General features: G+C 70.1%; 20 protein-coding genes. 12 read left to right on the forward strand and 8 right to left on the reverse strand.

What is annotated here, in order from left to right:
• Positions 1-88 precede the first annotated feature (88 nt).
• Positions 89-1282 (reverse strand): M20 metallopeptidase family protein, encoded by a 1194-nt coding sequence (locus J4H86_RS06835; RefSeq protein ID WP_236542664.1) that lies wholly within the window; start codon positions 1280-1282, stop codon positions 89-91.
• Between the two features lie 362 nt (positions 1283-1644).
• Between J4H86_RS06835 and J4H86_RS06840 the strand changes: the two genes are divergently transcribed.
• Both J4H86_RS06840 and J4H86_RS06845 read left to right on the forward strand, forming a co-directional pair.
• Positions 1645-2655, forward strand: a complete 1011-nt coding sequence (locus J4H86_RS06840) for a hypothetical protein (protein ID WP_236542665.1) — start codon at positions 1645-1647, stop codon at positions 2653-2655.
• 70 nt (positions 2656-2725) lie between these two features.
• Complete coding sequence (locus J4H86_RS06845) at positions 2726-3436, forward strand: class I SAM-dependent methyltransferase (RefSeq protein ID WP_236542666.1); 711 nt, start codon at positions 2726-2728, stop codon at positions 3434-3436.
• Positions 3437-3574: 138 nt separating this feature from the next.
• Here J4H86_RS06845 and J4H86_RS06850 read toward each other — a convergent pair whose 3' ends face one another.
• Positions 3575-4576: a proline racemase family protein gene (locus J4H86_RS06850; RefSeq protein WP_236542667.1), complete on the reverse strand. Its 1002-nt coding sequence runs from the start codon at positions 4574-4576 to the stop codon at positions 3575-3577.
• A gap of 1 nt (position 4577) precedes the next feature.
• Positions 4578-5501 (reverse strand): dihydrodipicolinate synthase family protein, encoded by a 924-nt coding sequence (locus J4H86_RS06855; RefSeq protein WP_236542668.1) that lies wholly within the window; start codon positions 5499-5501, stop codon positions 4578-4580.
• A gap of 476 nt (positions 5502-5977) precedes the next feature.
• Here J4H86_RS06855 and J4H86_RS06860 point away from each other — a divergent pair, with 476 nt between their 5' ends.
• A complete protein-coding gene (locus tag J4H86_RS06860; protein ID WP_236542669.1) occupies positions 5978-6706 on the forward strand; it encodes an aspartate/glutamate racemase family protein in 729 nt (242 codons plus the stop codon).
• A 28-nt stretch (positions 6707-6734) separates the two neighbouring features.
• Here the strand turns inward: J4H86_RS06860 and J4H86_RS06865 are convergent, their stop codons facing one another.
• Positions 6735-7352 (reverse strand): helix-turn-helix domain-containing protein, encoded by a 618-nt coding sequence (locus J4H86_RS06865; RefSeq protein WP_236542670.1) that lies wholly within the window; start codon positions 7350-7352, stop codon positions 6735-6737.
• Between the two features lie 156 nt (positions 7353-7508).
• Between J4H86_RS06865 and J4H86_RS06870 the strand changes: the two genes are divergently transcribed.
• Positions 7509-7868: a UBP-type zinc finger domain-containing protein gene (locus J4H86_RS06870; RefSeq protein ID WP_236542671.1), complete on the forward strand. Its 360-nt coding sequence runs from the start codon at positions 7509-7511 to the stop codon at positions 7866-7868.
• 910 nt (positions 7869-8778) lie between these two features.
• Positions 8779-9795, forward strand: coding sequence for a saccharopine dehydrogenase family protein (locus tag J4H86_RS06875; protein WP_236542672.1), 1017 nt, complete (start codon positions 8779-8781; stop codon positions 9793-9795).
• Between the two features lie 33 nt (positions 9796-9828).
• Here the strand turns inward: J4H86_RS06875 and J4H86_RS06880 are convergent, their stop codons facing one another.
• Positions 9829-11727, reverse strand: coding sequence for a PhoX family protein (locus J4H86_RS06880; protein ID WP_236542673.1), 1899 nt, complete (start codon positions 11725-11727; stop codon positions 9829-9831).
• 229 nt (positions 11728-11956) lie between these two features.
• Positions 11957-12730 (reverse strand): sulfite exporter TauE/SafE family protein, encoded by a 774-nt coding sequence (locus J4H86_RS06885; RefSeq protein ID WP_236542674.1) that lies wholly within the window; start codon positions 12728-12730, stop codon positions 11957-11959.
• A gap of 169 nt (positions 12731-12899) precedes the next feature.
• Between J4H86_RS06885 and J4H86_RS06890 the strand changes: the two genes are divergently transcribed.
• Positions 12900-13334, forward strand: a complete 435-nt coding sequence (locus J4H86_RS06890; RefSeq protein ID WP_236542675.1) for a VOC family protein — start codon at positions 12900-12902, stop codon at positions 13332-13334.
• A gap of 36 nt (positions 13335-13370) precedes the next feature.
• On the opposite strand, the gene J4H86_RS06895 is transcribed toward J4H86_RS06890, so the two are convergent.
• On the reverse strand, positions 13371-14705 hold the full coding sequence (locus J4H86_RS06895; protein ID WP_236542676.1) for an MFS transporter: 1335 nt from the start codon (positions 14703-14705) through the stop codon (positions 13371-13373).
• Between the two features lie 160 nt (positions 14706-14865).
• On the opposite strand from J4H86_RS06895, the gene J4H86_RS06900 reads away from it, so the two are divergent.
• Positions 14866-15747: a LysR family transcriptional regulator gene (locus J4H86_RS06900; protein ID WP_236542677.1), complete on the forward strand. Its 882-nt coding sequence runs from the start codon at positions 14866-14868 to the stop codon at positions 15745-15747.
• A 60-nt stretch (positions 15748-15807) separates the two neighbouring features.
• On the opposite strand, the gene J4H86_RS06905 is transcribed toward J4H86_RS06900, so the two are convergent.
• Complete coding sequence (locus J4H86_RS06905) at positions 15808-16965, reverse strand: MFS transporter (protein WP_394356504.1); 1158 nt, start codon at positions 16963-16965, stop codon at positions 15808-15810.
• A 260-nt stretch (positions 16966-17225) separates the two neighbouring features.
• Between J4H86_RS06905 and J4H86_RS06910 the strand changes: the two genes are divergently transcribed.
• The 5 genes from J4H86_RS06910 (at position 17226) to J4H86_RS06930 (ending at position 21383) form a co-directional block, all read left to right on the forward strand.
• The gene (locus tag J4H86_RS06910) at positions 17226-17801 is read left to right on the forward strand and encodes a CGNR zinc finger domain-containing protein (protein ID WP_236542679.1); all 576 of its coding nucleotides are present in this window, start codon (positions 17226-17228) and stop codon (positions 17799-17801) included.
• An 89-nt stretch (positions 17802-17890) separates the two neighbouring features.
• Positions 17891-18289 (forward strand): hypothetical protein, encoded by a 399-nt coding sequence (locus tag J4H86_RS06915; protein ID WP_236542680.1) that lies wholly within the window; start codon positions 17891-17893, stop codon positions 18287-18289.
• Between the two features lie 104 nt (positions 18290-18393).
• Positions 18394-19041 (forward strand): DUF305 domain-containing protein, encoded by a 648-nt coding sequence (locus J4H86_RS06920; protein ID WP_236542681.1) that lies wholly within the window; start codon positions 18394-18396, stop codon positions 19039-19041.
• A 256-nt stretch (positions 19042-19297) separates the two neighbouring features.
• The gene (locus tag J4H86_RS06925; protein WP_236542682.1) at positions 19298-20143 is read left to right on the forward strand and encodes an SAM-dependent methyltransferase; all 846 of its coding nucleotides are present in this window, start codon (positions 19298-19300) and stop codon (positions 20141-20143) included.
• Positions 20144-20372: 229 nt separating this feature from the next.
• Positions 20373-21383, forward strand: coding sequence for an Acg family FMN-binding oxidoreductase (locus J4H86_RS06930; RefSeq protein WP_236542683.1), 1011 nt, complete (start codon positions 20373-20375; stop codon positions 21381-21383).
• Positions 21384-21391: the final 8 nt, after the last annotated feature.

A 21391-nucleotide genomic window follows, 5' to 3' on the forward strand; every position in this document is an offset into this window, starting at 1 on the left:
TCGTGCCTCCTTCGGCGCGCGTGGTCCGGACGAACCGCCGAGGCGCCGCGTCCGGACCACGGGAGGTCCACCCGGTTCGTTCGGCTGATCAGCCGGGGCGGAGGTGGTCCAGCGCCACCGCCGCGTAGGTGGCGACTCCGGTGTCCATCGCGGACTCGTCGAAGACCACCAGGTTGGAGTGGTTCGCCGGCGCCTCGTCGGGGTGGCCGTACTCCGGCGGGCACGCGCCGAGGAACGCCATCGATCCCGGATGGCGGTGGAGGAGGTAGGAGAAGTCCTCCGCGCCCATGAGAGGGTTCGCCAGTTCGTGGACCCGCTCCGCCCCGACCGTGCGCGCCGCGACGTCACGCACCCGGTCGGTGAAGTCGGCGTCGTTGTCGGTCACCGGGTAGCCGAGGTGCAGGGTGACGTCGGCGGTCAGCCCGTGGGCGTCGGCCACTCCCTTGACCACCTGCCGGATCAGCGAGTGGACCAACTCGCGGTTCTCCTGGCTCAGGCATCGGATCGTGCCCTCGAGCTCCGCCGTGGCGGGAATGATGTTGTTGGTGGTACCGGCCGTGATCCGACTGACGGTCACGACCGACGGGTCGAAGGTGTCCAGGCGCCGGCTGAGAGCGACCTGCAAGGCTGTGACCATCTCGCAGGCAGCGGGGATCGGGTCCTGGGCCCGGTACGGCGCTGAGGCGTGACCACCCCTCCCGTGCACGGTGACCTCGAAGAAGTCCGCGGACGCGAGAATGGGGCCCCGACGCACGTTCACCGTGCCGCTGGGAAACTGGGTACTGATGTGCAGGGCGAAGGCGCCGGCGACGTCCGGTGCGTCGAGCAAGCCCTCCTCCAGGGCGTGCCACGCTCCGTGGTACCCCTCCTCACCCGGCTGGAAGAAGAAGAGCACACGTCCGGCGATCTCCTCGCGCCGACCGGCCAGCACACGGGCCGCGCTGGCCAACATGGCGGTGTGGGTGTCGTGACCGCACGCGTGCATCACGCCGGGGACCGCCGAAGCGTACGGGAGGCCAGTGTCCTCGGTCAGCGGCAGGGCGTCCATGTCGCCACGCAAGATGAGCGTCGGGCCATCGTTCGCACCATGGAGTTCGGCCACCACGGCAGACGTGGTCTCGGACAGACGGAGCGGAAGGTCGAGATCGGCGATCTCCTTCAGCACGGCCCGCCTGGTGTGCGGCAGGTCCAGTCCGATCTCCGGCTGGGCGTGCAGAGTACGGCGCAGTGCGCGGGTGCGGTCGTGGACGCGTGCGGCGTCGTCGAGAAGGCTGCGAGTCATGGGGCCGATTATGCGCGAACGTCGCTCGCCGCGGCCACGTCCACCACGGCAGCGGTGGGGTCGCCCCGGTCGCTTCCCCGACAGCGATCGCCGCCCGGATCACCGCCGTTGTCGATGGGTTCGCACCAACGAATTCCGCCGACGCGAGCGATCTCCCGCGCTAAACTCTTCCTTCCCCGCACACACATTCTGGCCATGTCGACCACTGGTGGGAAGACGCCACATTGAGTCCCAGAAAGATTCCCCGATCCACGCCCGACCCGGACGACCCGGACCTCCTCCGGGCGATGGACTGCCCCGTGTGCCACACCGCCGGGATCCACAATCATTCGCCCTCCCCACCGCCGGCGGACAATCCTGGCATGGAGGACGAAAGCACCCGCCGCGGACCACGCCGCCCTCTTCGGCTCACCGCCCCGCAGGCGAAGTTCCTTCGTCAGGTCTGGGAGTACCTCGCCACCACCCGGCCGGGGGCCGACGCCGACGCCCGACTCCTGGCCCTCGTCTGCCTCCTGCGGGCCGCCCGGACCGGCGTGGCCAACGTGACCTCGCAGGATGTGCGGTCCCTGCGTGTGGCGGATCCCGAGACGACCGTCAGCGCACTCACCGAGACCGGTTGGCTGAAGACCACCCCCTCGGCCGTGTTGAACTCCGACGCGCAAACCCCCGCGGTGTGCGGACTTCCGGAGTTCGTCGACAATCCGTGGGACGTCGGGGCGAAGGTGCGCACGCGTGTCTCGGGTTGGAGCACGGGGACCCTGGCCCACAAGGCGCTCCGCAAGAAGTCCAACGGGACGCGGCTCGCGGCGTTGTACCTCACGACCTACGCGGCGCCGGGCGGTGGGGTGGATTTCACCGCCAACCACCTGATCGCCGCCTGTGCGCTGGACGGTGTGGACGAGTTGGTGTCCTGCCTGGGCGAACTGGTGACGAAGGGCTGGCTCAGTGATCTGCCCACCGTCACCGCGACCGGAGTCAGCGCGCAGCTCGGGGAGGCGGTGGCGCCCATGGCCCCCGAGCCTCCGGAGGAGCCTTCGCGACCGACGGAGCCCCGCCCCGTCACCGCGGACTTGACCTGGCCCGAGCTCGACGCGGTGGAGTCCGTGGACGAGCGGGCCAAAATCCTGGTCGCCGGACGTGAATCCGCGGTGGCGGAGTGGGTCCAGGCCTTCCGCGCCGAACACCACCACGGTCCGAACTGGGCGGCGGTGATGGCGGCCCATGACTGGCCACCCCACAGTCACCCCCACGGCCGCGCCGCGGAAACCGCGTTCGTCCTCCTCGCGGAGGAGGGGTGGTTGGACGGCCTGGGCCGGCCTTACGGTCTGCGCCCCGGAGCCCGGTTCGCCGCGGGCTCCGGAACTGACGGCTGACCCAGGCGCTCCCTCGACCCCACGCGCGGCCGACGGTGCGGGCGCCGCCGGTGGTCGCCATACTGAGCGGATGCCAGAACCGTTGGGATCTCATCCTCAGTACGACGACTTCGCCGACGACTTCCTCGACCACGCCCAGGACAGCCTCTACAACGCCCACTACGACCGGCCCGCCTGCCTGGAGCTCCTGGGCGAGGTCACGGACCTCCATGTCCTCGACGTCGCCTGCGGACCCGGGCTGTACGCCGAGGAGTTGGTGGCGCGTGGGGCTCGGGTCACCGGGCTCGACAACAGCCCCCGCATGGTCGAACTCTCCCGACACCGCGTGCCGACGGGCGCGTTCCACGTCCACGACCTCGCCGAACCACTTGACTGGGTGCCCGACGGTTCGGTCGACCTCGTCCTCTTCGCTCTCGCCGTGGAGTACGTCGACGACCGGGTCGCGGCCCTGTCGGAGCTACGTCGCGTCCTACGGCCCGAAGGCGCCCTGGTGCTGTCCCGCATGCACCCCACGGGAGACTGGATGCGCCACGGCGGCGGCTATTTCGAGCCGCGCGTGGTCGAGGAGACGTGGAGCAGGGGCTGGCGGGTCCGCCACTGGGTGACCTCCCTGGAACAGACCTGCGAGGAACTGCGCGCGGCCGGATTCCTCATCGAGCGACTCCTCGAGCCCCGACCCACGGAGTCGGCGGCCGGCATCAACGCCGAGACCTACCAGCGTCTGCGCCGAGAGCCAACGGGCTTCCTCGCCCTCCGGGCGATACCCGATCCGCGCCGGTGACCGGGACCGGCACGGATCGGGCGGATCGCGATGGGGCCCGGAGCGCGGGTCACGCTGGGAGGGGTGGCGCCGACGCTGGGTACCGCCGCGGGGTCCGCGGCGGTACCCAGCGTCGATGGGACGCGGGGTGCGTCCGGTTCAGAGGGTGAAGCCGCGCGGGAACGGGTCGTCGGGGTCGAGTAGGTACTGGCCCATGGCGGTGATCCAGGCACGGCCGGTGACGGTCGGCACCACGGCGGGGAGCCCACCGACGTCGGTCTCCTCGAGCAGGCGGCCGGTGAAGCTGGTGCCCAGCAGCGATTGGTTGACGAAGTCCTGTCCCACCGCGAGCTCACCGCGGGAGTGGAGCTGGGCCATGCGCGCGCTGGTCCCGGTGCCGCAGGGTGACCGATCGAACCATCCGGGGTGGATGACCATCGCGTTGCGCGCGTCGGCGCCCGTCCCGCCGGAGGCGGTGAGCTGGACGTGCTTACAGCCGGCGATGGTGGGATCGATCGGGTGCACGGGCCGGTTCTGGGCGTTGATGGCGTCCATGATGGCCAGTCCAGCGGTCGCCATCCGATCCTTCTCCGCCTTGTCGAACGGGATCCCGAGGTCCTCGATCGGCACGATGGCGTAGAAGTTGCCTCCGTAGGCCATGTCGTAGCGGACGTCACCGATACCGGGAACGCGCACGGTGGCGTCGTGAGCCACCGAGAACGACGCCACGTTGCGGATGGTCACCGACTCGGCCCGCCCGTCGGTCACCGAGACGCGCGCGGTGACCAGTCCCGCCGGTGTGTCGAGCCGGACCTCGGTGACGGGTTCGGTCACCTCGACCATGCCCGTCTCGACCAGGACCGTGGCGACACCGATCGTGCCGTGGCCGCACATCGGCAGACAGCCCGAGACCTCGATGTAGATGACGCCCCAGTCGGCGTCCGGGCGGGAGGGCGGCTGCAGGATCGCGCCGCTCATCGCGGCGTGGCCGCGCGGCTCGTTGACCAGGAGTTCCCGGATATGGTCCAGGTGCTCCATGAAGTAGGTACGACGCTCCGCCATCGTGGCGCCGGGGACGGGTCCGACGCCGCCGGTCACGACTCGGGTTGGCATCCCCTCGGTGTGGGAGTCGACCGCGGAGAAGTAGCGCCCGGCACGCATGTCAGGAACCCGCCGGGTTCGCGGCGAGGTGGTCGATGGCGCGGCGCATGTCGGCTTCCAGCTCGGCGAGCTGGTGGGCCGGGAGGGGGCCGCGCGGGGGACGGCAGGGGCCGCCGAAACGACCGACCATCTCCATCCCGTGCTTGATGGCCTGGACGAATTCTGTCCTCGAGTCCCAGCGGAACGCGGCGACCAGCGGCTCGTAGAGGGCGCGGGCCTCGTCCAGCTTGCCGGACCGGGCGAGGTCGTACAGCCGAAGGGACTCGGCCGGGAAGACGTTGGGGAAACCGGCGAACCATCCGGTGGCGCCCATGAGGAGCGCTTCCAGGGCGACGTCGTCGGCGCCGGCGATGACGGCGAGTTCGGGGGCGCGTTCCCGCAGTTCCAGGACGCGGCGCACGTCCCCGGTGAATTCCTTGACGGACACGATGTTGTCGATCGCGGCGATCTCGGCCACGAGCCGGGGTGTGAGGTCGACCTTCGTGTCGAGGGGATTGTTGTAGATCATGACGGGGAGGCCGACCGCGGCGACCTGTTCGAAGTGGTGCACCACGTCGGCGTCGTTCGCCCGGTACATCGTGGGTGGGAGGCAGAGCACCCCGTCGGCGCCGTCCTCCGCGGCCTTCTCCGCCCACGCACGGGCCTGGTGGGCACCGGCGCCGTGTACTCCGACCACGACGACTCCGTCGTCGCCGACCGTGTCGATGGCGGTGCGCGCGACGGCGCGTCGCTCCTCGTCGGTCAGGGACGAGTACTCGCCGAGGGATCCGTTGGGTCCGACACCACGACAGCCGTTGTCGATGAGCCAGCGGCAGTGTTCCGCGTAGCGGTCCAGGTCGACGCGGAGTCCGGCGGGGGCCGAGTCGTCCTCGGCGTAGGGCAGCGCGGTGGCGACGACGACTCCCTCGAGTCTCTCTTTCGTCATGGGGCACTCTCCGTTCGTTGTTCTCCGATGGGGGCCGGTCGTGCGGTGTGGTGCTGTTCCGGGTCGCTATCGGTCCGAGAGCGGCAGGTGCGTCGCGCGGGCACCGCGCGGTGCCCCACAGCGATCATGAGTGTTCATTAAACTGAACTTCGAGAGGCTAGTCAGCGACCGTGACCCACGTCAATCCCCGCGCGCCGGCGATCGCGACGGACACGTTTCGTGGCCACGCGCGCACGTCGTCGGCGAGGGCCATCTCCCGCCGGCGGGAAACGCCCGACACACGCCCCTCGCCTCCCCTCTTCCCTGTTCACGAAAACGAACGGTCGGGTCTCACGAACGGAGGACGCGATGTGTCGGTGGTGGTCGGGATCCGACGCGGCCCGCCACGCCGGATCCCGCGACGCCCACCCCTCCCCCTTCGGGGAAGCGGGTACTACGCTCGTCGTGTCACCGGATTCCGGCTGTGAGGAGCGTCCGTGAAGCACGTAGGAATCCTGGCGCACAGCGTGCCCGGGGCCGCGATGTGTTTTCGTCACTACTGCGAGACGGCGATGGCGGAACTCGGGGACCACAACCACCCCGACGTCACCATGGACTGCGTCGCCATGGGCCAGAGCATGCCCGCCTGGGAGACGGGCGACTACGACACCGTGCGCGACATCCTGGCCCGCAGCGTGGACCGGCTGGCCGCGGCGGGAGCCGACTTCTTCCTCTGCCCGGACAACACCGCGCACCTCGCCCTGGAACGTCCCGGTGTGGACCTCGCGCTCCCCGGGCTGCACATCGCCGAGGTCGTGGCCCGCACCGCGAAGGCCGCCGGCTACAACCGTGTGGGCGTCCTGGGCACCCGGTGGACGATGGAGGCCGGCCTCTATCCGCGGGTTCTCACCGAGCACGGCATCTCGGCCGGGATCCCCGACGCCGAGAGCCGCGCCCTCATCCAGGAGCGGACGTTCGGCGAGCTGACCCACGGGGTGTTCACGGAGGAGACCCGTGCCGAGTTCGTGACGGTCATCCGACGGCTCGCCGCGGAGGGCTGCGACGCCGTCGCCCTCGTCTGCACGGAGTTCCCACTCCTGGTGCCGCCAGCCGAGTCCCCCATCCCGACCCTGGAGTCCACCACGCTGGTGGCCGAGGCCGCCGCCGACGTCGCGCTGGACCGGGAACCGTTGCCCACCTGGCGCGGGGGCCCACCCGATCGGTGATCGGACGTCGTCCCGCTCGCCTCTGTGTTCAGGGCACGACGGTCGGGGTGGTTCCTGTGGCGGGGCAGGAACCGCCGAGGGTCGGCGGTCCCGCGTCGGCCGGATACTCCAACATGAGCACCGAAGTGACCGGGCCACCGACAGTCTCGTAGATGTGCGGTGTGTCGGCCGGATAGCAGACGTAGTCGCCCGCCCGTAGCTCGTAGGGGGAGTCGGGCGGGCCGACGCGCAGGACCCCGTCGGTGACCACGACGTGCTCCCGTCCCGGGTGGCCGTCGGAGTACTGCCGCTCTCCTGGACGGACCCGCTGGTCGTAGAGCTCCAGGACCCGTTGGGTGACGTCCATGCGACGCAGCATGCGGAGGTCCACGGCGTTGCTGCTCAGGACCTCCACCTCGTCGGACCGGACCAGTATGACGTCGGGGTCCTCCCGCTCGCTCAGCAGGGACGACACCGGCACCTGGAGGGCGTTCGACAAACTGAACACGGTCTCGATCGTGGGGTTGCCCGATCCCGACTCCAACTGCGACAAGGTGCCCTTGGCGATACCGGATCTGCGTGCGACCTCGGACAGCGACATTCCCGACCTGTCCCGCAGTACCCGTAGGTTGGCGGCCAGGACTCGACCGCCCTGTCCTCTGACCACTGAGCCTCCTCCGCGTGTCCAGAAGGGAGGCTACACGGCGGGAACCGCGCCGATCGTGACGGCACGGTGCTCAGGCCTGAACCGGAGATCCGCGCCTGCGGCGACCTCTCGGCGTGGAGCCAGAGAAACCACAGGTCAGCGAGCTATCGTGGCATCATGAGCACTGGAAACGACATGCCGGAGTCGATCGACCCCGCGGCGCCGCCCAGTGGGGCCGGGTGCCAGGAGTGCCTCGCGGCCGACGGATGGTGGTTCCACCTCCGTCGGTGCGCCGCCTGTGGCCACGTGGGCTGCTGCGACTCGTCGCCATCCCAGCACGCCACTCGGCACCAGCGGGACACCGGGCATCCCGTCGTCCAGAGCTTCGAACCCGGCGAGGAGTGGTTCTTCGACTACCGCTCCGGCCAACTCAGTGACGGTCCGCCACTCGCGCCGCCCACCGCCCACCCGTCCGACCAGCCAGTCCCCGGCCCGGCCGGCCGGGTACCGCCCAACTGGATGAGCCTCATCCGCTAGTACGCCCCGCCCCTCACGCGGAGGGTGTGACTCCGTGCCGCTGGGTGACCGGTGTCCCGCACGGCCTTCGTGGTGGGCGCCCTGCTGGATCGGACCGTGTCCATGGGCCGAACAGTCCAGGGGCCGCACACCACGCGCGGTGTCCCCGACGCCCACGGGGGAACGAGCGCTCGCCCGATGTCCGACCTCGCGCGACAGCCGCGGAGTGGTGGATGTGAACACTGGCACCAGTCAGGTCCGCGTCCGGGTACCCATCGGTCGGCGGGGCGTCGACGGCTCCAGCACGCGGTCGTTGCTCCCCCTCCGTGGCCATCGGGCGACACGCGCCACGTCCCTCCCGTGCCCGGCCCGGCGGGCGCGTGTCCGAGAGCGGACACCCCTCGTCACCACCACGCGGGCGGTGGGGATGTTGGCACACAGCTCCCCGCCTCCACCGCCGGGCGCCCGTTGAACGACAGCACCGCGTGGGTACATCAGGTACGCCCGTGGGCGATCGGCCCGATGTCCGCACCCGGTCACGACGACCGGTCGGATCGACCGCGGCACGGGCACTCGCCAGGCCAGGTCTCGCCCCGCTGGGCTGGGGCTGTTCGTCAGGGACAGACGCCCATCCGTACACACGCGGTGGCGTGGAGACCCCGCGAGCAACGTCCCTCGCCATGGGTTTCGCCATCCGGGCGGGGTTCGGCGTGCGGCGCTCGAGTCGCGGTGACTGGCGGAGACTCGCGGTGGGCAGGTGTGTCGCGTGGGTACGCCGCACGCGATGTGGCGGCGTCGAGAGAACCCCCGCGCCAGGTGTCGGAGGTCCTACGAAGGGTGCGCGCGGGGCTTCCCCCTCGGCCCGCCACCGGAGAAGGCTCGCGGATCCGCCCACGAATCGGCGCCGGCGTCGGTGGCATAGCCTTACGGCATGTCGCGAATCGTGGTGGCTGGTGGTTCCGGTGTTCTCGGCGTGCTGGTCGGGCGCGAGGTGGGGCGGCGCCGTCCCGACTGGAAGCTCGTGGTCGGTGATCACCGCCCGGACCGGGGCGCTGCCACCGCGAAACTCCTGGACGCCGAGACCACCACACTGGACGCCACGGATCCGGCCAGTGTCCGCACCGCGATCACCGGTGCTGACGCGGTGATCGTCGCGCTGGGGCAGCGGGAGCCGCTCGTCCAGGACGTGTGTCTGGAGCTCGGCGTTCCCTGCGTGGACGTGACCGCGAGCGGCGCGATGACGACCGCGGTGGCCGCGTTGGACGAGCGGGCCCGCGCCGCGGCGGTCGCCTCCGTCTCCATGGCGGGTCTCTTCCCCGGCCTGTCAGGGTTACTCGCGGTCAAGACCGCCTCCCGACTCGACGAGGTCGACCACGTGGACGTGTCCCTACTCCAGAACACCAACGCGAACGTGGGCCGCTCCGGGGTCGTGGACATGCTCGGCATCATCTCTTCGCCGGTGGAGTCGCGGGGCCACACGGAGCCGGGTTTTCGACTCCGCTCGCCGGAGACGCGGCGGCTCCGCCTCATCGACCACGCCGAGCGGCGGGCACTCGCGGTCGAGGCCGACCTGGCGCGCACCTCCTACTGGACGGGCTGGAACAGCGCGCCGTTCACGGCGTTGGTCGCCACCATGGTGCGCGTCGGCGCCCTGCCGGCGCTCGCGCCGCGCCTGGCCGGCTTCGTGCGGCATGACCCCTCGCGGCCGGAAGAGGTTCGGCTCTCGGTCCGGGCGCACGGCACCCGGAGCGGCGCGGACACGAGGGTGCGGCTCGGGCTCACCGCCGAGTCCGACTACGGAGCCACGGCCGCCGTGGCCGTCGCTCTGGCCGATCTCACCCTCGGAGGCGGCCTCAAGGGCGCGGGAACACCGTTGTCCTTCACCACTTTCGACGCGCTGGTCGCCCGGATGGGCCCTAACACCGTCACCGTGTGGGACGAGGACTGAGACGACCAGGCTGCGGAGCCGAGTCCGGTCGGCTCAGGTGCCGATGACCCCTCCGTCATCCTTGCGGATGACGAGCGTCGCCGAACGAGGTCGCCCGTCGGGTGCGTGGTCAGGCCAGTTGCTCACGGCCCGCGGGTTCTCCGGCGTCGGCTCTCCCACCATGTCCACCGCCTCCCCTGGATGCTGGACGTTGACGAACATGGTGGTCTGGTCCGGTGTGGTGACGACCCCGGAGATCTCGGCACCGCGGGGCCCGGTGAGGAACCGGCGGACCTCGCCCGTCTCGGGGTCGGCGGCGAGCATCGCGTTGTTGGCGATGGTGTCGTAGCCACGGTCCGGATCGTGTTGGGCGGAGTTGGAGACGTCGGTCTGGATCCACAGACGACCCTGGGGATCGAACCAGAGGCCGTCCGGGGAGCCGAACATGTTGTCCTCGTCGAGGTCCACCGCGTCGTCGTGGGCGGGGTCACCCGCGAGTAGGAAGATGTCCCAGGTGAAGGCGGTCGCGGTGTTGTCGTGGCCGTCCTCACGCCACTTGATGATGTGGCCGTAGGGGTTGGGTGACCGCGGGTTGGCTTCCCCCTCCCCCGCCTTGCCGTTGGTGAGGCTGCAGTACACGTCCTGGGTCCCGGGCTGGACCGCGATCCACTCGGGTCGGTCCATCGGTGTGGCGCCGAGGGCGTCGGCCGCCATTCGTGCCCGCAGCAGCACGTCGGCCTGGTCCGTCCATCCGTTCTCGGTGGTGAGCGGTCCTTCGCCGAAGGTCAGCGGGAGCCAGGCGCCACTGCCGTCGTCGTCGAAGCGGGCCACGTGCAGGGTGCCGTGGTCGAGGGGACTCCTGCCGGTGGCGAGCAGCTCCGTCCACGGCCGGGACCCGACGAACTTGTAGATGTAGTCGCCGTCCTGGTCGTCCCCGGTGTAGACGACGACCCTCCCCCGGGCTTCTGTCACGATCGCGCCCTCGTGCTTCACCCGTCCCAGGGCGGTGCGCTTGACCGGTACGTGGTCGGGGTCGAACGGGTCGATCTCGACGACCCAGCCGAATCTGTTGGCTTCCTCGGAGTTGGTCGCGATGTCGAAACGTTGGTCGACCTCGAACCACTTGTAGCCGAACCCGGTGTCGTCGATGCCGTACCTGTCCTGCTCCGGGGTGGGCTCCCAGGAGTCGTCGGTGGTGCCGAAGTAGTTGTTGAAGTTCTCCTCGCAGGCGAGGTAGGTGTTCCAGGGCGTCACGCCGTGGGAGCAGTTGTTGATCGTGCCGCGGGGTTGGGGGTCGAGCGCGGCGAGGGCCGGGTGGTCGGCCGTGACCGGCCCGGAGAACTCGACCGGCGTGGTCGCGGTGACCCGGCGGTTGTAGTCGGAGTCGACGATCCGCCACTCACCGTCCACCAGCTCAACCTCGACAATGCTGACGCCGTGGGTGGCCGTGCCCTTGTCGACCTTCTCCTGGGTCATCTCCTCGTCCCCGTCACTGAGGAGGAGCGCCTGGTCGACGTACTCGTGGTTCAGGACCAGCAGGCCGTTGCGGCTTGCCTGGGGCCCCTGGCCGAGCGGGAAGAAGTGCATCCCGTCGTGGTGCGAGCCGAACTGTCGCGCGGCCTCCTCCGCGGTGTTGGAGGCGTCGGCCTTCCACTCCGGACCATCAGACCGGATCGGATGACCCCAGGGCACGAACACGGTCGCGGTGTAGCCGTCGGGTACGACCACCGTGTCCTCGGCACTGAGTGGAACGGCGGAGAAACCGAGCAGGGGCCCCGCTTCCCCACTCGCGGCCCGGGCCAGGTTCGGCGCCACGCCGCCCAACAGGAAACCGGCCGCGGCGAGGGTCCCACCGCGCAGCACCCCGCGCCGGGAGAACCGTTCCGCGAGAACGCGTTGGAAGGGCGGGTTCCCGGACCGGTTGGAACTGACGTCGTCGGAATCGGTTCGCACGGCCGCACCTCGTTGAAGTCTCCGAACAGGAACGCGGATCGCGGCTCGAGACACGGGGAGCCACAGATCTGGGACGTTACGTCACCGAGCGTGCGCACGCCGGGATTGCCCTCCCGGCGCGTCGTGCTGGAATCCCGGCCGCGAAGGAACATCCGTCTCCGCGCGTGGATCGACTGACGGATCACGTCCGGGCGAGGTCACCGCCGGACGTCAGCGTGAACCCACCCGATCACAGGGCGGTAATGCCCCTGATGGTGGTGACGACTCCGCCGAGGAGCGCGATCGTGATCAGGGCGGCGCGGGCCGCTCGGAGGGGGAGGCGGCGGGCCGCGAACTCGCCGACGACGATGCCGACCACGCACGCGGACGCGATCACCACCCACATGGGGATGCTCAGCGTGGGCACGCTGGCGGGGTCGAGCACGAGATAGGTGCCGATGGTGAACACCGCGAGCAGGAGGAAGAAGGGCTGCATCGTGGCGGCGAAGGCGCGCGGGTTCCAGCGGGTCGTCACGGCGAGCACGGAGAGGGCCGGTCCAGCCAGTCCGGCCGTGGATCCCATCAGTCCGCTGAAGTACCCAGAGGTCAGGACATAACGCAACCGCGGGCGCACGCGCAGTCGCGTGACGAGCACCGGAACCGACAGGGACACCACGACCAGAACTCCCACGGCCACTTGGAGTACCGGCACCGAGGTGACGCCAACGATGAGAGCCCCACAGACCGTTCCGACACACGCCGGCGCGAACAGCGCCAGGGCTCGAACCCAGTCGATGTCCCGACGAACCAGAATCAGGATCGTTCCGGCGGTTCCGAGCGAGCACAGGTGGACCAGGATCACACCGGACGCGGGCCCGACCATCAGGACGAGGAAGGGCGCGGAGACGAGGGCGAACCCCATCCCGGTGACCCGTTGCAGCAGTGCCCCGGCCAATACGGCGAATCCGACGACGGTCGCCTCGACGACGGCGGGTGATACGTCCAGCAGTGGAACGGACTCCATTCTCCTCGCGACGGCGAATCGGCACGTCATGGCGTTGAGGTGGCGTCGACTCCACCACGGCCCGGTGCCCTGGCAGGCTAGTCCACCGTGCCCCGCCCCCCGTCGACCGGGGCACGCCCAATCCCGTCGCTCCTCCGCGACGTCGACGCTGGTCCCTAGGCTTGGCGCCATGGAACAACGCGTCAGTCTGGTCACGCTCGGGGTCAGCGACCTCCCCCGCTCCCGCGCCTTCTACGAGGCGCTGGGCTGGCGGGGCCAAGAGGTGGAGGAGACCGTCTTCTTCCAGGCGGGAGGGATGGCGCTCGTCCTGTGGAGCCGGGAGAAGCTCGCCCGCGACGCCGGCCTCCCAAACACTCCGCCCTCCGGATTCGGCGGCGTCGTTCTCGCGCACAACGTGCGTTCGGACACGGAGGTCGACGAGCTGCTGGCCGCGGCGGCGGCCGCCGGCGGCACCGTCACCAGTCCGGCGGCCACCAACCCCATCGGCTTCTACGTCGGAACCTTCACCGACCCCGACGGGCACCCCTGGGAGATCGCGCACAACCCGGGCTTCCCGCTCGCGGCGGACGGCTCCGTCACCATTCCCGACTTCGGAGTCACCTAGGTTCCCGCCTCGGGACGCCCGATCGGAAGCCTGCCGTCAGAGTCGGGAGGGACGGTACAGCGCCAGGAATCCCAACGCACCCAGCAATGGAAACACCGCGAGCACGGCGATCGTCACTCCGAGCGGCGCGACCGCGTACACCGCGCCCGCCGTCGCGGACCCCACCGCGCCCCCGACGAAGAACGTCAGGTTGAGCAGCCCTAGCCCCCCGCCGCGCTGCTCGGGGGCCAGATACCCCGTCATGAGTCCCGTCACCACAACCTGCACCACCGAAAAGGCGGCGAATCCCAGCGAGGCGGCGAGGACGAGGCCAACGGCGACAGCGGACAGAGGTGCGACCACGAGCAGCGCCACGCCGTACGCTGTCGCGATCGTGACCGCCCACGTGCGGGCCCCACTACCGAGGGCGTATCGTCCAGCGGTCCGGGAGAGGGCCGCGCCCGCCGCGGCGCCCGGCAACAGCGCCAGTCCGACGGTGAGCACACTCCAGCCATGAACGTCGGTGAGGACCTGCGGCACGACGAACATGACCGAGAACAGGCCCGCGTAGGTGCCCGCGCCCACGAGGGCCGCGCCACGGTACTGACGGTCGCGTACGAGGTCCCGCGGCACGAACCCCGCCGAAGTTCGCCGAGTGCGGAACACGAGCAGGAGCAGCGCGGCGCCACCCACGGCGACCACGGCGACGATCGTGCTCACGCCCAGCCCCAGGGCGGGTTCCTGCAGCAGGATCACCACGCACGCGACGGCCGTGGTCAGGGTTGCCGCCCCGAGGAGATCGACCTGCCGGCCCGAGCCGTCACGTCGCAGCAGTCGCCAGCAACCGGGGACGGCCAGCAGGGCCAGTGCTGGCAGCACCACGGTCGCTCGCCACGAGGCGACGTCGGTGACCACTCCGCCGGCCAGGGTGGCACATGCGGCGAACAGGGCCATCGCGCCACCGAACACGCCGAGGACGGTCGCGCGGTCCTCTGGACGAACCGAACCGACGAGCGACAGGGCGGAGGCGGACATCGCGCCCGATCCAGCGCCGAGGCACAGGCGTCCGAGAACGAGGACGGAGAGGTCCGGCGCCCACAGACAGATCCCCGTCCCGACGAGCAGCAGCCCCGACCCGACGGTGAGCACGATCCGTCCTCCGGCCGCGTCGGACCAGCGCCCGAAGAGAGCGATTCCGATGCCCAACGCGAGCGCGTGGGCGGTGAGGACCCAGGTGACGGTCCCGGCGTCCACCCCGAGGTCCACCGTCGCCTCCGGCAGTGCGAGTCCGGCGGCGGTGACGCCGAACACCGACGGTCCGAAGAGGGCGCCGAGGCGTATTCCGAAGGAGACCGCACCGGGGGTTCGGGACACGTTCTGTGTGGTGTTCATGGGCGGCCGTCCCGGCCCGTTGGGAGTGAAGTCGTTCTGTCCGGGCACGCCCCGGGGGTCGACAGTGTGTTCATGTCGTGCATCCCACCGCGTGCACACCCACCGAACCAGGGGCGATTCCGACGTACAGTTATCACGAATCGTGATCGGAGGGGGTTCCGTGGAACTGCGACAGCTCCGTTACTTCGCGGCGGTCGCGGAGCGCGGTGGTTTCGCCCGGGCCGCGGAGTGGCTGCACGTGGGGCAGCCGGCAGTGAGCCAACAAGTTCGCCGCCTGGAACGGGAACTGGGTGTCGCGCTGTTCGATCGCTCTACGCGTCACGTCCGCCTGACGAGTGCGGGGACGCGTCTCCTCCCTGAGGCCCGTGCGGTCCTCGCCACCGCCGAACGCACCACGCAGGTGGCGGCCGAACTGGCGGGTATCTCCGCCTCCACTCTGCGCCTGGCAACGGGCGCCGGCCCCGGGGACCTGTTCTACGCCCTTCTCGAGCATGCGCGACGTCACGCCCCCGATGTCCAGGTGCGCCTGACCAAGACCTCGGTCGACGACCGCCTCACCGGCGTCCGTCACGGCTCCCTGGACGCGGCACTGGTTCGGGACCAGCATGAGCGACCCGACCTGGAGTTGATCCCCATTTGGTCGGACCCCCTCGTCGTCGCGCTGCCCTCCACCCACCCCCTCGCACACGCGGAGGCGGTCGACCTAGCCGATCTGGGCGGGCTTCCGCTGCGTCTGGCCCTACGGCGTAACAACGTCGCGTTCCACCGGCTCGTCCACGAGGCACTCGCCAGAGCCGGCGTCGCACCGCCCGCTGGTCCACTCTTCACCCGACTCCAGGACACGTTGTCGGACATCGCCCAGTCAGCTCCTTCGTGGACCCTCTTCTATCCGGTGGGCCCCCCACCGACCATCCCGGGGATCGCCTACTTCTCCCTTCCCGACGTGCACTCCACCGTCCAACTCGCCGTCCGACCGGGCCCGCCGGCCGCTCCGTTGCGCGGATTCGTGGCCGCCTGTGCCCTTTGGTCGCGGCCGGACTGAGGCACTGAGTGCCGGTCGGGCTCGAGGTGGCCGATCGACGCGGGCGGAGCGCGGGACTCCCTAGCGGGCGGCCGCCACCTCCGCGGATGCGTCCAACGCGGTGGGGGTGACGATCCGCAGGAACGGCACGACCGTGGTCGTGGCGGCGAGGGCGAAGAACGCGAAGGCCAGGGGGATACCGACGAACTCGGCGAGGACACCGACCAGGGCGGCGCCAATGGGCATGGCGCCCCAGCTGAAGAGGCGGGCGGCCGCGTTGTAGCGACCGAGCATCTCCCGGGGGACGACGCGTTGGCTGATGGTGCGGACGTTGACGGTCCACAGAGTTCCACCCATGCCGCCGAGGAACGCGGCGGTGCTGACGATGACCATGTTCGTCGTGAGCGCGGGGGCGGCCATCATGGCGACCGTCCCGAGGAGGTCGGCGAACATCGCCCACCGTCGGCCGAGGAACCGGTTGACCCAGCGGACCGAGAGGGCGCCCACGATGCCCCCGGCCCCCAGCGCGCTCATCAGGACGCCGTACTCCTGGGGAGACAGGTCCATGACCGCGGTGGCGAACAGCGGCATGAGCGCGAGCCAGGCGCCCCAGCACCCCGACAGCACGGTCAGCATGAGGGCGAGCCCGCGAAGGAGCCGGTTCCGCCACAGGTACGCCACCCCCTCTACGATCCGCGCGTGGACGGAGGTCACCGGGCGCTCGTCCCCCGTGCGGGGGGCGAACCGCCCGACGAGGAACAGCAGCACCAGCATTCCGACGGCGTAGGCCGCCCCGGTCGCCCCTAGGGCGAGGCCGACTCCGATGGCGGCCAGGACTCCACCAAGGAACGGTCCGGTGAACTCGCCACAGGCCGTCTCCGCTCCGGCCACCCACGCGTTCGCGCGTTCTCTCGCACGGGGCGCCACCGCGGAGGGGACGATCGCGGCCGCGGAGGTCATCGCGACGACCTCCGCGACTCCCAGCACGAGCCCCACCCCGTAGAGCAGGGGCAGCGGCACCGACCCGAACAGCATGACCGCGACGAACGCGGTCATCGTCACCACGCGGGTCAGGTTGGCCAGGAGCAGGAGTCGACGCCGATCGAACCGGTCGACCAGCACACCGACGTGGAGGGCGGTCAGTAGCCAGGGCAGCGAGAGCGTCAGGGCGACCGCCGCCACCAGCGCCGGCGAGTCGGTGATGCCGGTCGCGATGAGTGGCAGCACTACCTTCAGCACTCCGTCGGCCAGGTTGGTCACGGCCGTGAAGACGACCAGCACCGTGGTGTTGCGTGTGCTGGTCGCGTCGAGGCGTCGCTCCGTGTCGTCCGGGGTGTCCTTCGCGTCGGGGCCCGCGCCCACAGCGTCCATCTAACCTCCAAAATATGTTTGGTGGTTATCATGGCACAACTTGGGCGCCTCGAAAACAGGTAAATGCGCTACGTTGGTAACCACCGAAGCATGTTCATTGGTGGATCGCCCGGCGAGAGGAGACACGCGTGCATCAGCCGCCGGCGGCCCGGCGGGTCGAGGAGTTCGCCAACACCTTCGACCTGGAGTCCGGGCGGGACGACCTCAGCGACGCCGACGGCCTCGCCCGCTGGTTGACGGCCTCCGGACACGCCGAGGCGGCCCTCCGGGTCAGTGCGACCGACCACCAGATGTGCCTGGACCTGCGCGCGGGGATCCGGGAGGCGCTCTCCACCGATCGCCCCCCAGTCCCCCACCTGCTCGCCCGAGCCGACTCCGCGCTGACAGAGCTGCCGGTGCTGGTGAGCCTCGCCCAGTCCACCGCCACCGGCGGACACCCTCCCGACGCGCGCGCCCTCGTTCCGGCGCCGAGTCTTCCGCCGGTGCGTCGCGTCTACGCCTCGCTCGCCCTGGACTGGGCGGAGCTGGTCACCACCGGGCAGGTCACCCGCCTGAAGCTCTGCGCGGAGCACACCTGTCGCTGGGTCTTCTGGGACGGTTCGAAGAACCAGAGCCGCCGCTGGTGCTCGATGCGGGTCTGCGGAAACAGGACCAAGTCCCGGCGCCACTCCGAACGCGCTCGGGCACCAGAGAGCGAGAACTGACGCTCCAGTCGCCCGCCCTCCCGGACGGGAATCCCCACAGCGGAGAGTGAGGCCGACTCACCCAATGTCGTTTCCGTTAGTATCTGAGCGTGTTCGACCGGGCTCCCACGCACGTGCCACGCCACCTTCTTCCGCTGGCGTGGGCGGTCCTGCTGGTGGCCCTGGTTCTCGGGGTCGGCACAATGCACACTCTCGGCCACCCCGCCGAACACGGCGCCCCGGACCATGGGGCCGCGGCGGCGGAGCTCTCCCATTCGGCGCCCGTGTCCCCGGCGCCGGCCGCCGCCGAACTTCCCGCCCTGGACCCGTCGACGATGTGCCTGGCGATCATCGCGGTCGCGACACTGCTCCTCGGGCTGGGGTCACTGACTCGCGCTCCCTCCTTGGAGCTGCGACTCCCCCGATGGTCACGTGTCCAGGTGTCATGGTGGGCGCCCACGCCGCCCCGACCTCCTTCCCTCGCCCAGCTCCAAGCGTTGCGGATCTAGATGCGCCCCCGGGGCGGCTCCCCGGGTTCGGACCGTTGACCGAGTACTTCCCCCACGCGCGGCCTCCACGGACCACGCGTGGGCAGGCATGCGAAGGACACACCATGACGACCGTCAACCCCCGTACGTACGCACTCCTCTCGGCCGGACTGGCCACCACGCTGCTCCTCACCGCCTGTGGCGACAACGGAGAGCAGCCGGCGGAGAACGGGGAGAACACCGGCGCGCAGTTCAACGACACTGACGTCGAGTTCGCGACCATGATGATCCCGCACCACGAGCAGGCCATCGAGATGTCCCAGTTGGTCGAGGAACGCGCGGGCGAGGACGTCCGTGCGCTGGCGACGGAGATCGAGGACGCACAAGGGCCCGAGATCGAGGAGCTGACGGCGATGCTCAGCGAGTGGGGCGAGGAACCTCCGGCGGAGGGAGAGGACCACTCCAGCATGGCCGGAATGCTCTCCGAGGAGGAAATGACCCAGCTCGAAGAGGTCTCGGGCGATGCTTTCGACGCCCTGTTCCTCGGAATGATGATCGTTCACCATGAGGGGGCGATCGAGATGGCCGAGGACCAGATGGAAAACGGCGTCAACCCCCAGGCCGCGGAGATGGCACAGGAAATCGTCGATACCCAGGAGTCCGAGATCGCGCAAATGCGGGAGATGCTGGAGGACTATCCCGGACAGAAGGCACCATCGCCCGATGAGGACGGCGGCGAAGACGAGAACGAGGACGGGCACGGGGACCACTAGCCCATAACCGTGGGCCATCCGCGGCCGGGGTGCGATGGCGTCCATCGCACCCCGGCCGCATGGTGAGTCCTCCAGAATCCGCCTCAGCTCGACAATTCTGGGTACCCGGACTCTTGGGGGCGGGTCACCCCCGTGAAATCCGTTCTGGCATTCTGTGAGAATACGTTCGACGCCTGGTGTCCCGTCGCTCGGGATATCGACGGCGGTGACAATGATGCCCACTCCCTATTCGATCGATCGTGAACTCGGAGTAGCGATGACGGACCCCACCGACTTCATGAAGCACACCGCCCCCTCCGAGGGAGAGTCAACGCCCTGGGCGGAGACCCGGATCGACACCTCCCGTCCGTCCATCGCCCGGGTCTACGACGCGTTGCTCGACGGCAAGGACAACTTCGCCGCCGACCGCGTCATCGCTGATCACTACCGCCAGGTCCCTGGGGCGCCGCGCGTCCCGTGGGACAACCGTGCGTGGATCGGTCGAGTGGTGCGGTGGCTGGTGGCCGAAGCGGGCATCCGCCAGATCATCGACATCGGCAGCGGCCTTCCCACCGCGAGCAACGTGCATGACGTCGCGCAGGCCATCGCCCCGGAGACCCGGGTGGCCTACGTCGACAACGACCCCATCGTCCTCGCCCACGGCCGCGCCATCCTCGCCAGCAACGACCGAACCACCGTCATCACCGCCGACGCCCAGGAGCCTGAGGGGATCTTCGGGAACCCCGAACTCCGTGCCCTGATCGACCTCGACCAGCCCTACGCGGTCCTGCTCGCCGCGGTCCTCCACCATGTGCCCACCGGTGAGGACCAAAAGGTCGCGGCCGGCATCCGCGAACGCATCGCACCCGGGAGCTACCTGGCCATCGCCAACTTCCACGACCCCGGTGACCCACGGGCGCAGGGGATCGAGACCGCGCTGGTCGAGAAGGGGCTCGGCTCCGGCTGGGTCCGCCCCTACCCCCAACACCGGATGTACTTCGGCGACCTCGACCTCGTCCACCCCGGACTGTGCCCGGCCAACGAATGGCACCCCGACGACGAGACCCCCACCGACTCACCCGTCCACCACCTCTACCTCGGCGGAGTCGCGAAGCGACCCTAGGGACCTCCCGCCGGGCGGGGCGGTGGTGGGATACGCGATCCCCACCACCGCCCCGTTCGCGCGAACGACGCCAACACCTTGCACACACATTTGGACACGCTCCGAGATATCCACTGGTCACGTGTCGACCCTGACGGTTCGCGGGTAAGTGACCAGCACAGGATGTCCACCGTGAGCCGTCCGAAGCGCACCCGCGCCTCCGGGGCTCCCTCGCAGGAGAGTGGCCGCCGTGAGCAGAGTTGATTCCCGAGCGGACAGTGTCGACCCCATCCGCGCCGCGATCGAGGCGAGCGAGCGCGCTCCCTCCGTCCTGAACACCCGTCCATGGCAGTTGCGTCATCACGAGAACGGGATCAGCCTGACGACGGACGCCGACCTGCGGTTGGACGTCGCGGACCCCGCGGGCCGAGAACTCGTCATCAGCTGCGGCGCCGCGCTGTTCAACATCCGGGCGGCCATGCGCGCGGCCGGGGCACGGCCCCTGGTCACCTTGCTGCCCGACCGGGAGCGCCCCGGGCTCCTCGCCGACATCCAGGTCGGTCCCGCACTGCCACCCGAGGCCGAGGACACCGAACTGTCCAACGCGATCGGGGTCCGCCACACCCACCGGGGGCCCTTCGACGCCGGCCTCGACGACGCCGCCCTGGTCCGCCGCCTCGCCACCGCCGTCGCCGCGGAGCACGCGGTCCTCCAGCTCGTCACCGACACCCCGATGGTCATCGCTCTGGCGGGTCTGGTGTCGGCGGCCGAACACGTGCAACGCCGGGACGCGGACCGCGTCGACGAGGAGTCGCGTTGGGTCCGCCCCGAGGGAAACCCCGACCGGCGCGGGGTCCACGCGGAGGACTTCCCCGCGGTCGACCAGACCATCGGCCAACTCTTCCCTCCGCGTGACTACGGGCACGGTCAGGTGCACGGGCTCCTGGACGGGAACGGCACCGAGACCGGACTCGTCTCGATGATCGTCACGCGGGGGGACGACCGGCCGAGCTGGCTGGCCGCCGGACAGGCGCTGGAGCGCATGCTCCTGGTCGCGGCGGTGAACGGGGTGTCGGCCGCGTTCCACACCCAACCCCTCGAGGAGCCCATGTTGCGGAACTTCATCGCGCAACGGTTCTGCCGCGGCGAGCACCCACAAATGATCATGCGGCTGGGTCACGTCTCCTCCCGGGGTGACACCACCACCTCACCTCCGCAGTCGACCGTCACCGACCCTCCGTCGGCACCGCGCCCCCGTTGAGTTCGCAC

The sequence above is a fragment of the Spiractinospora alimapuensis genome (assembly GCF_018437505.1).
In the GTDB taxonomy this organism is placed as follows: domain Bacteria; phylum Actinomycetota; class Actinomycetes; order Streptosporangiales; family Streptosporangiaceae; genus Spiractinospora; species Spiractinospora alimapuensis.

Excerpts from the sequence above, each read along its gene's own strand:
- J4H86_RS06835 (WP_236542664.1), bottom strand. The coding sequence starts at position 1,282 with ATGACTCGCAGCCTTCTCGACGACGCCGCACGCGTCCACGACCGCACC.
- J4H86_RS06840 (WP_236542665.1), top strand. The coding sequence starts at position 1,645 with ATGGAGGACGAAAGCACCCGCCGCGGACCACGCCGCCCTCTTCGGCTC.
- J4H86_RS06845 (WP_236542666.1), top strand. The coding sequence starts at position 2,726 with ATGCCAGAACCGTTGGGATCTCATCCTCAGTACGACGACTTCGCCGAC.
- J4H86_RS06850 (WP_236542667.1), bottom strand. The coding sequence starts at position 4,576 with ATGCGTGCCGGGCGCTACTTCTCCGCGGTCGACTCCCACACCGAGGGG.
- J4H86_RS06855 (WP_236542668.1), bottom strand. The coding sequence starts at position 5,501 with ATGACGAAAGAGAGACTCGAGGGAGTCGTCGTCGCCACCGCGCTGCCC.
- J4H86_RS06870 (WP_236542671.1), top strand. The coding sequence starts at position 7,509 with ATGAGCACTGGAAACGACATGCCGGAGTCGATCGACCCCGCGGCGCCG.
- J4H86_RS06875 (WP_236542672.1), top strand. The coding sequence starts at position 8,779 with ATGTCGCGAATCGTGGTGGCTGGTGGTTCCGGTGTTCTCGGCGTGCTG.
- J4H86_RS06885 (WP_236542674.1), bottom strand. The coding sequence starts at position 12,730 with ATGGAGTCCGTTCCACTGCTGGACGTATCACCCGCCGTCGTCGAGGCG.
- J4H86_RS06890 (WP_236542675.1), top strand. The coding sequence starts at position 12,900 with ATGGAACAACGCGTCAGTCTGGTCACGCTCGGGGTCAGCGACCTCCCC.
- J4H86_RS06895 (WP_236542676.1), bottom strand. The coding sequence starts at position 14,705 with ATGAACACCACACAGAACGTGTCCCGAACCCCCGGTGCGGTCTCCTTC.
- J4H86_RS06920 (WP_236542681.1), top strand. The coding sequence starts at position 18,394 with ATGACGACCGTCAACCCCCGTACGTACGCACTCCTCTCGGCCGGACTG.
- J4H86_RS06925 (WP_236542682.1), top strand. The coding sequence starts at position 19,298 with ATGACGGACCCCACCGACTTCATGAAGCACACCGCCCCCTCCGAGGGA.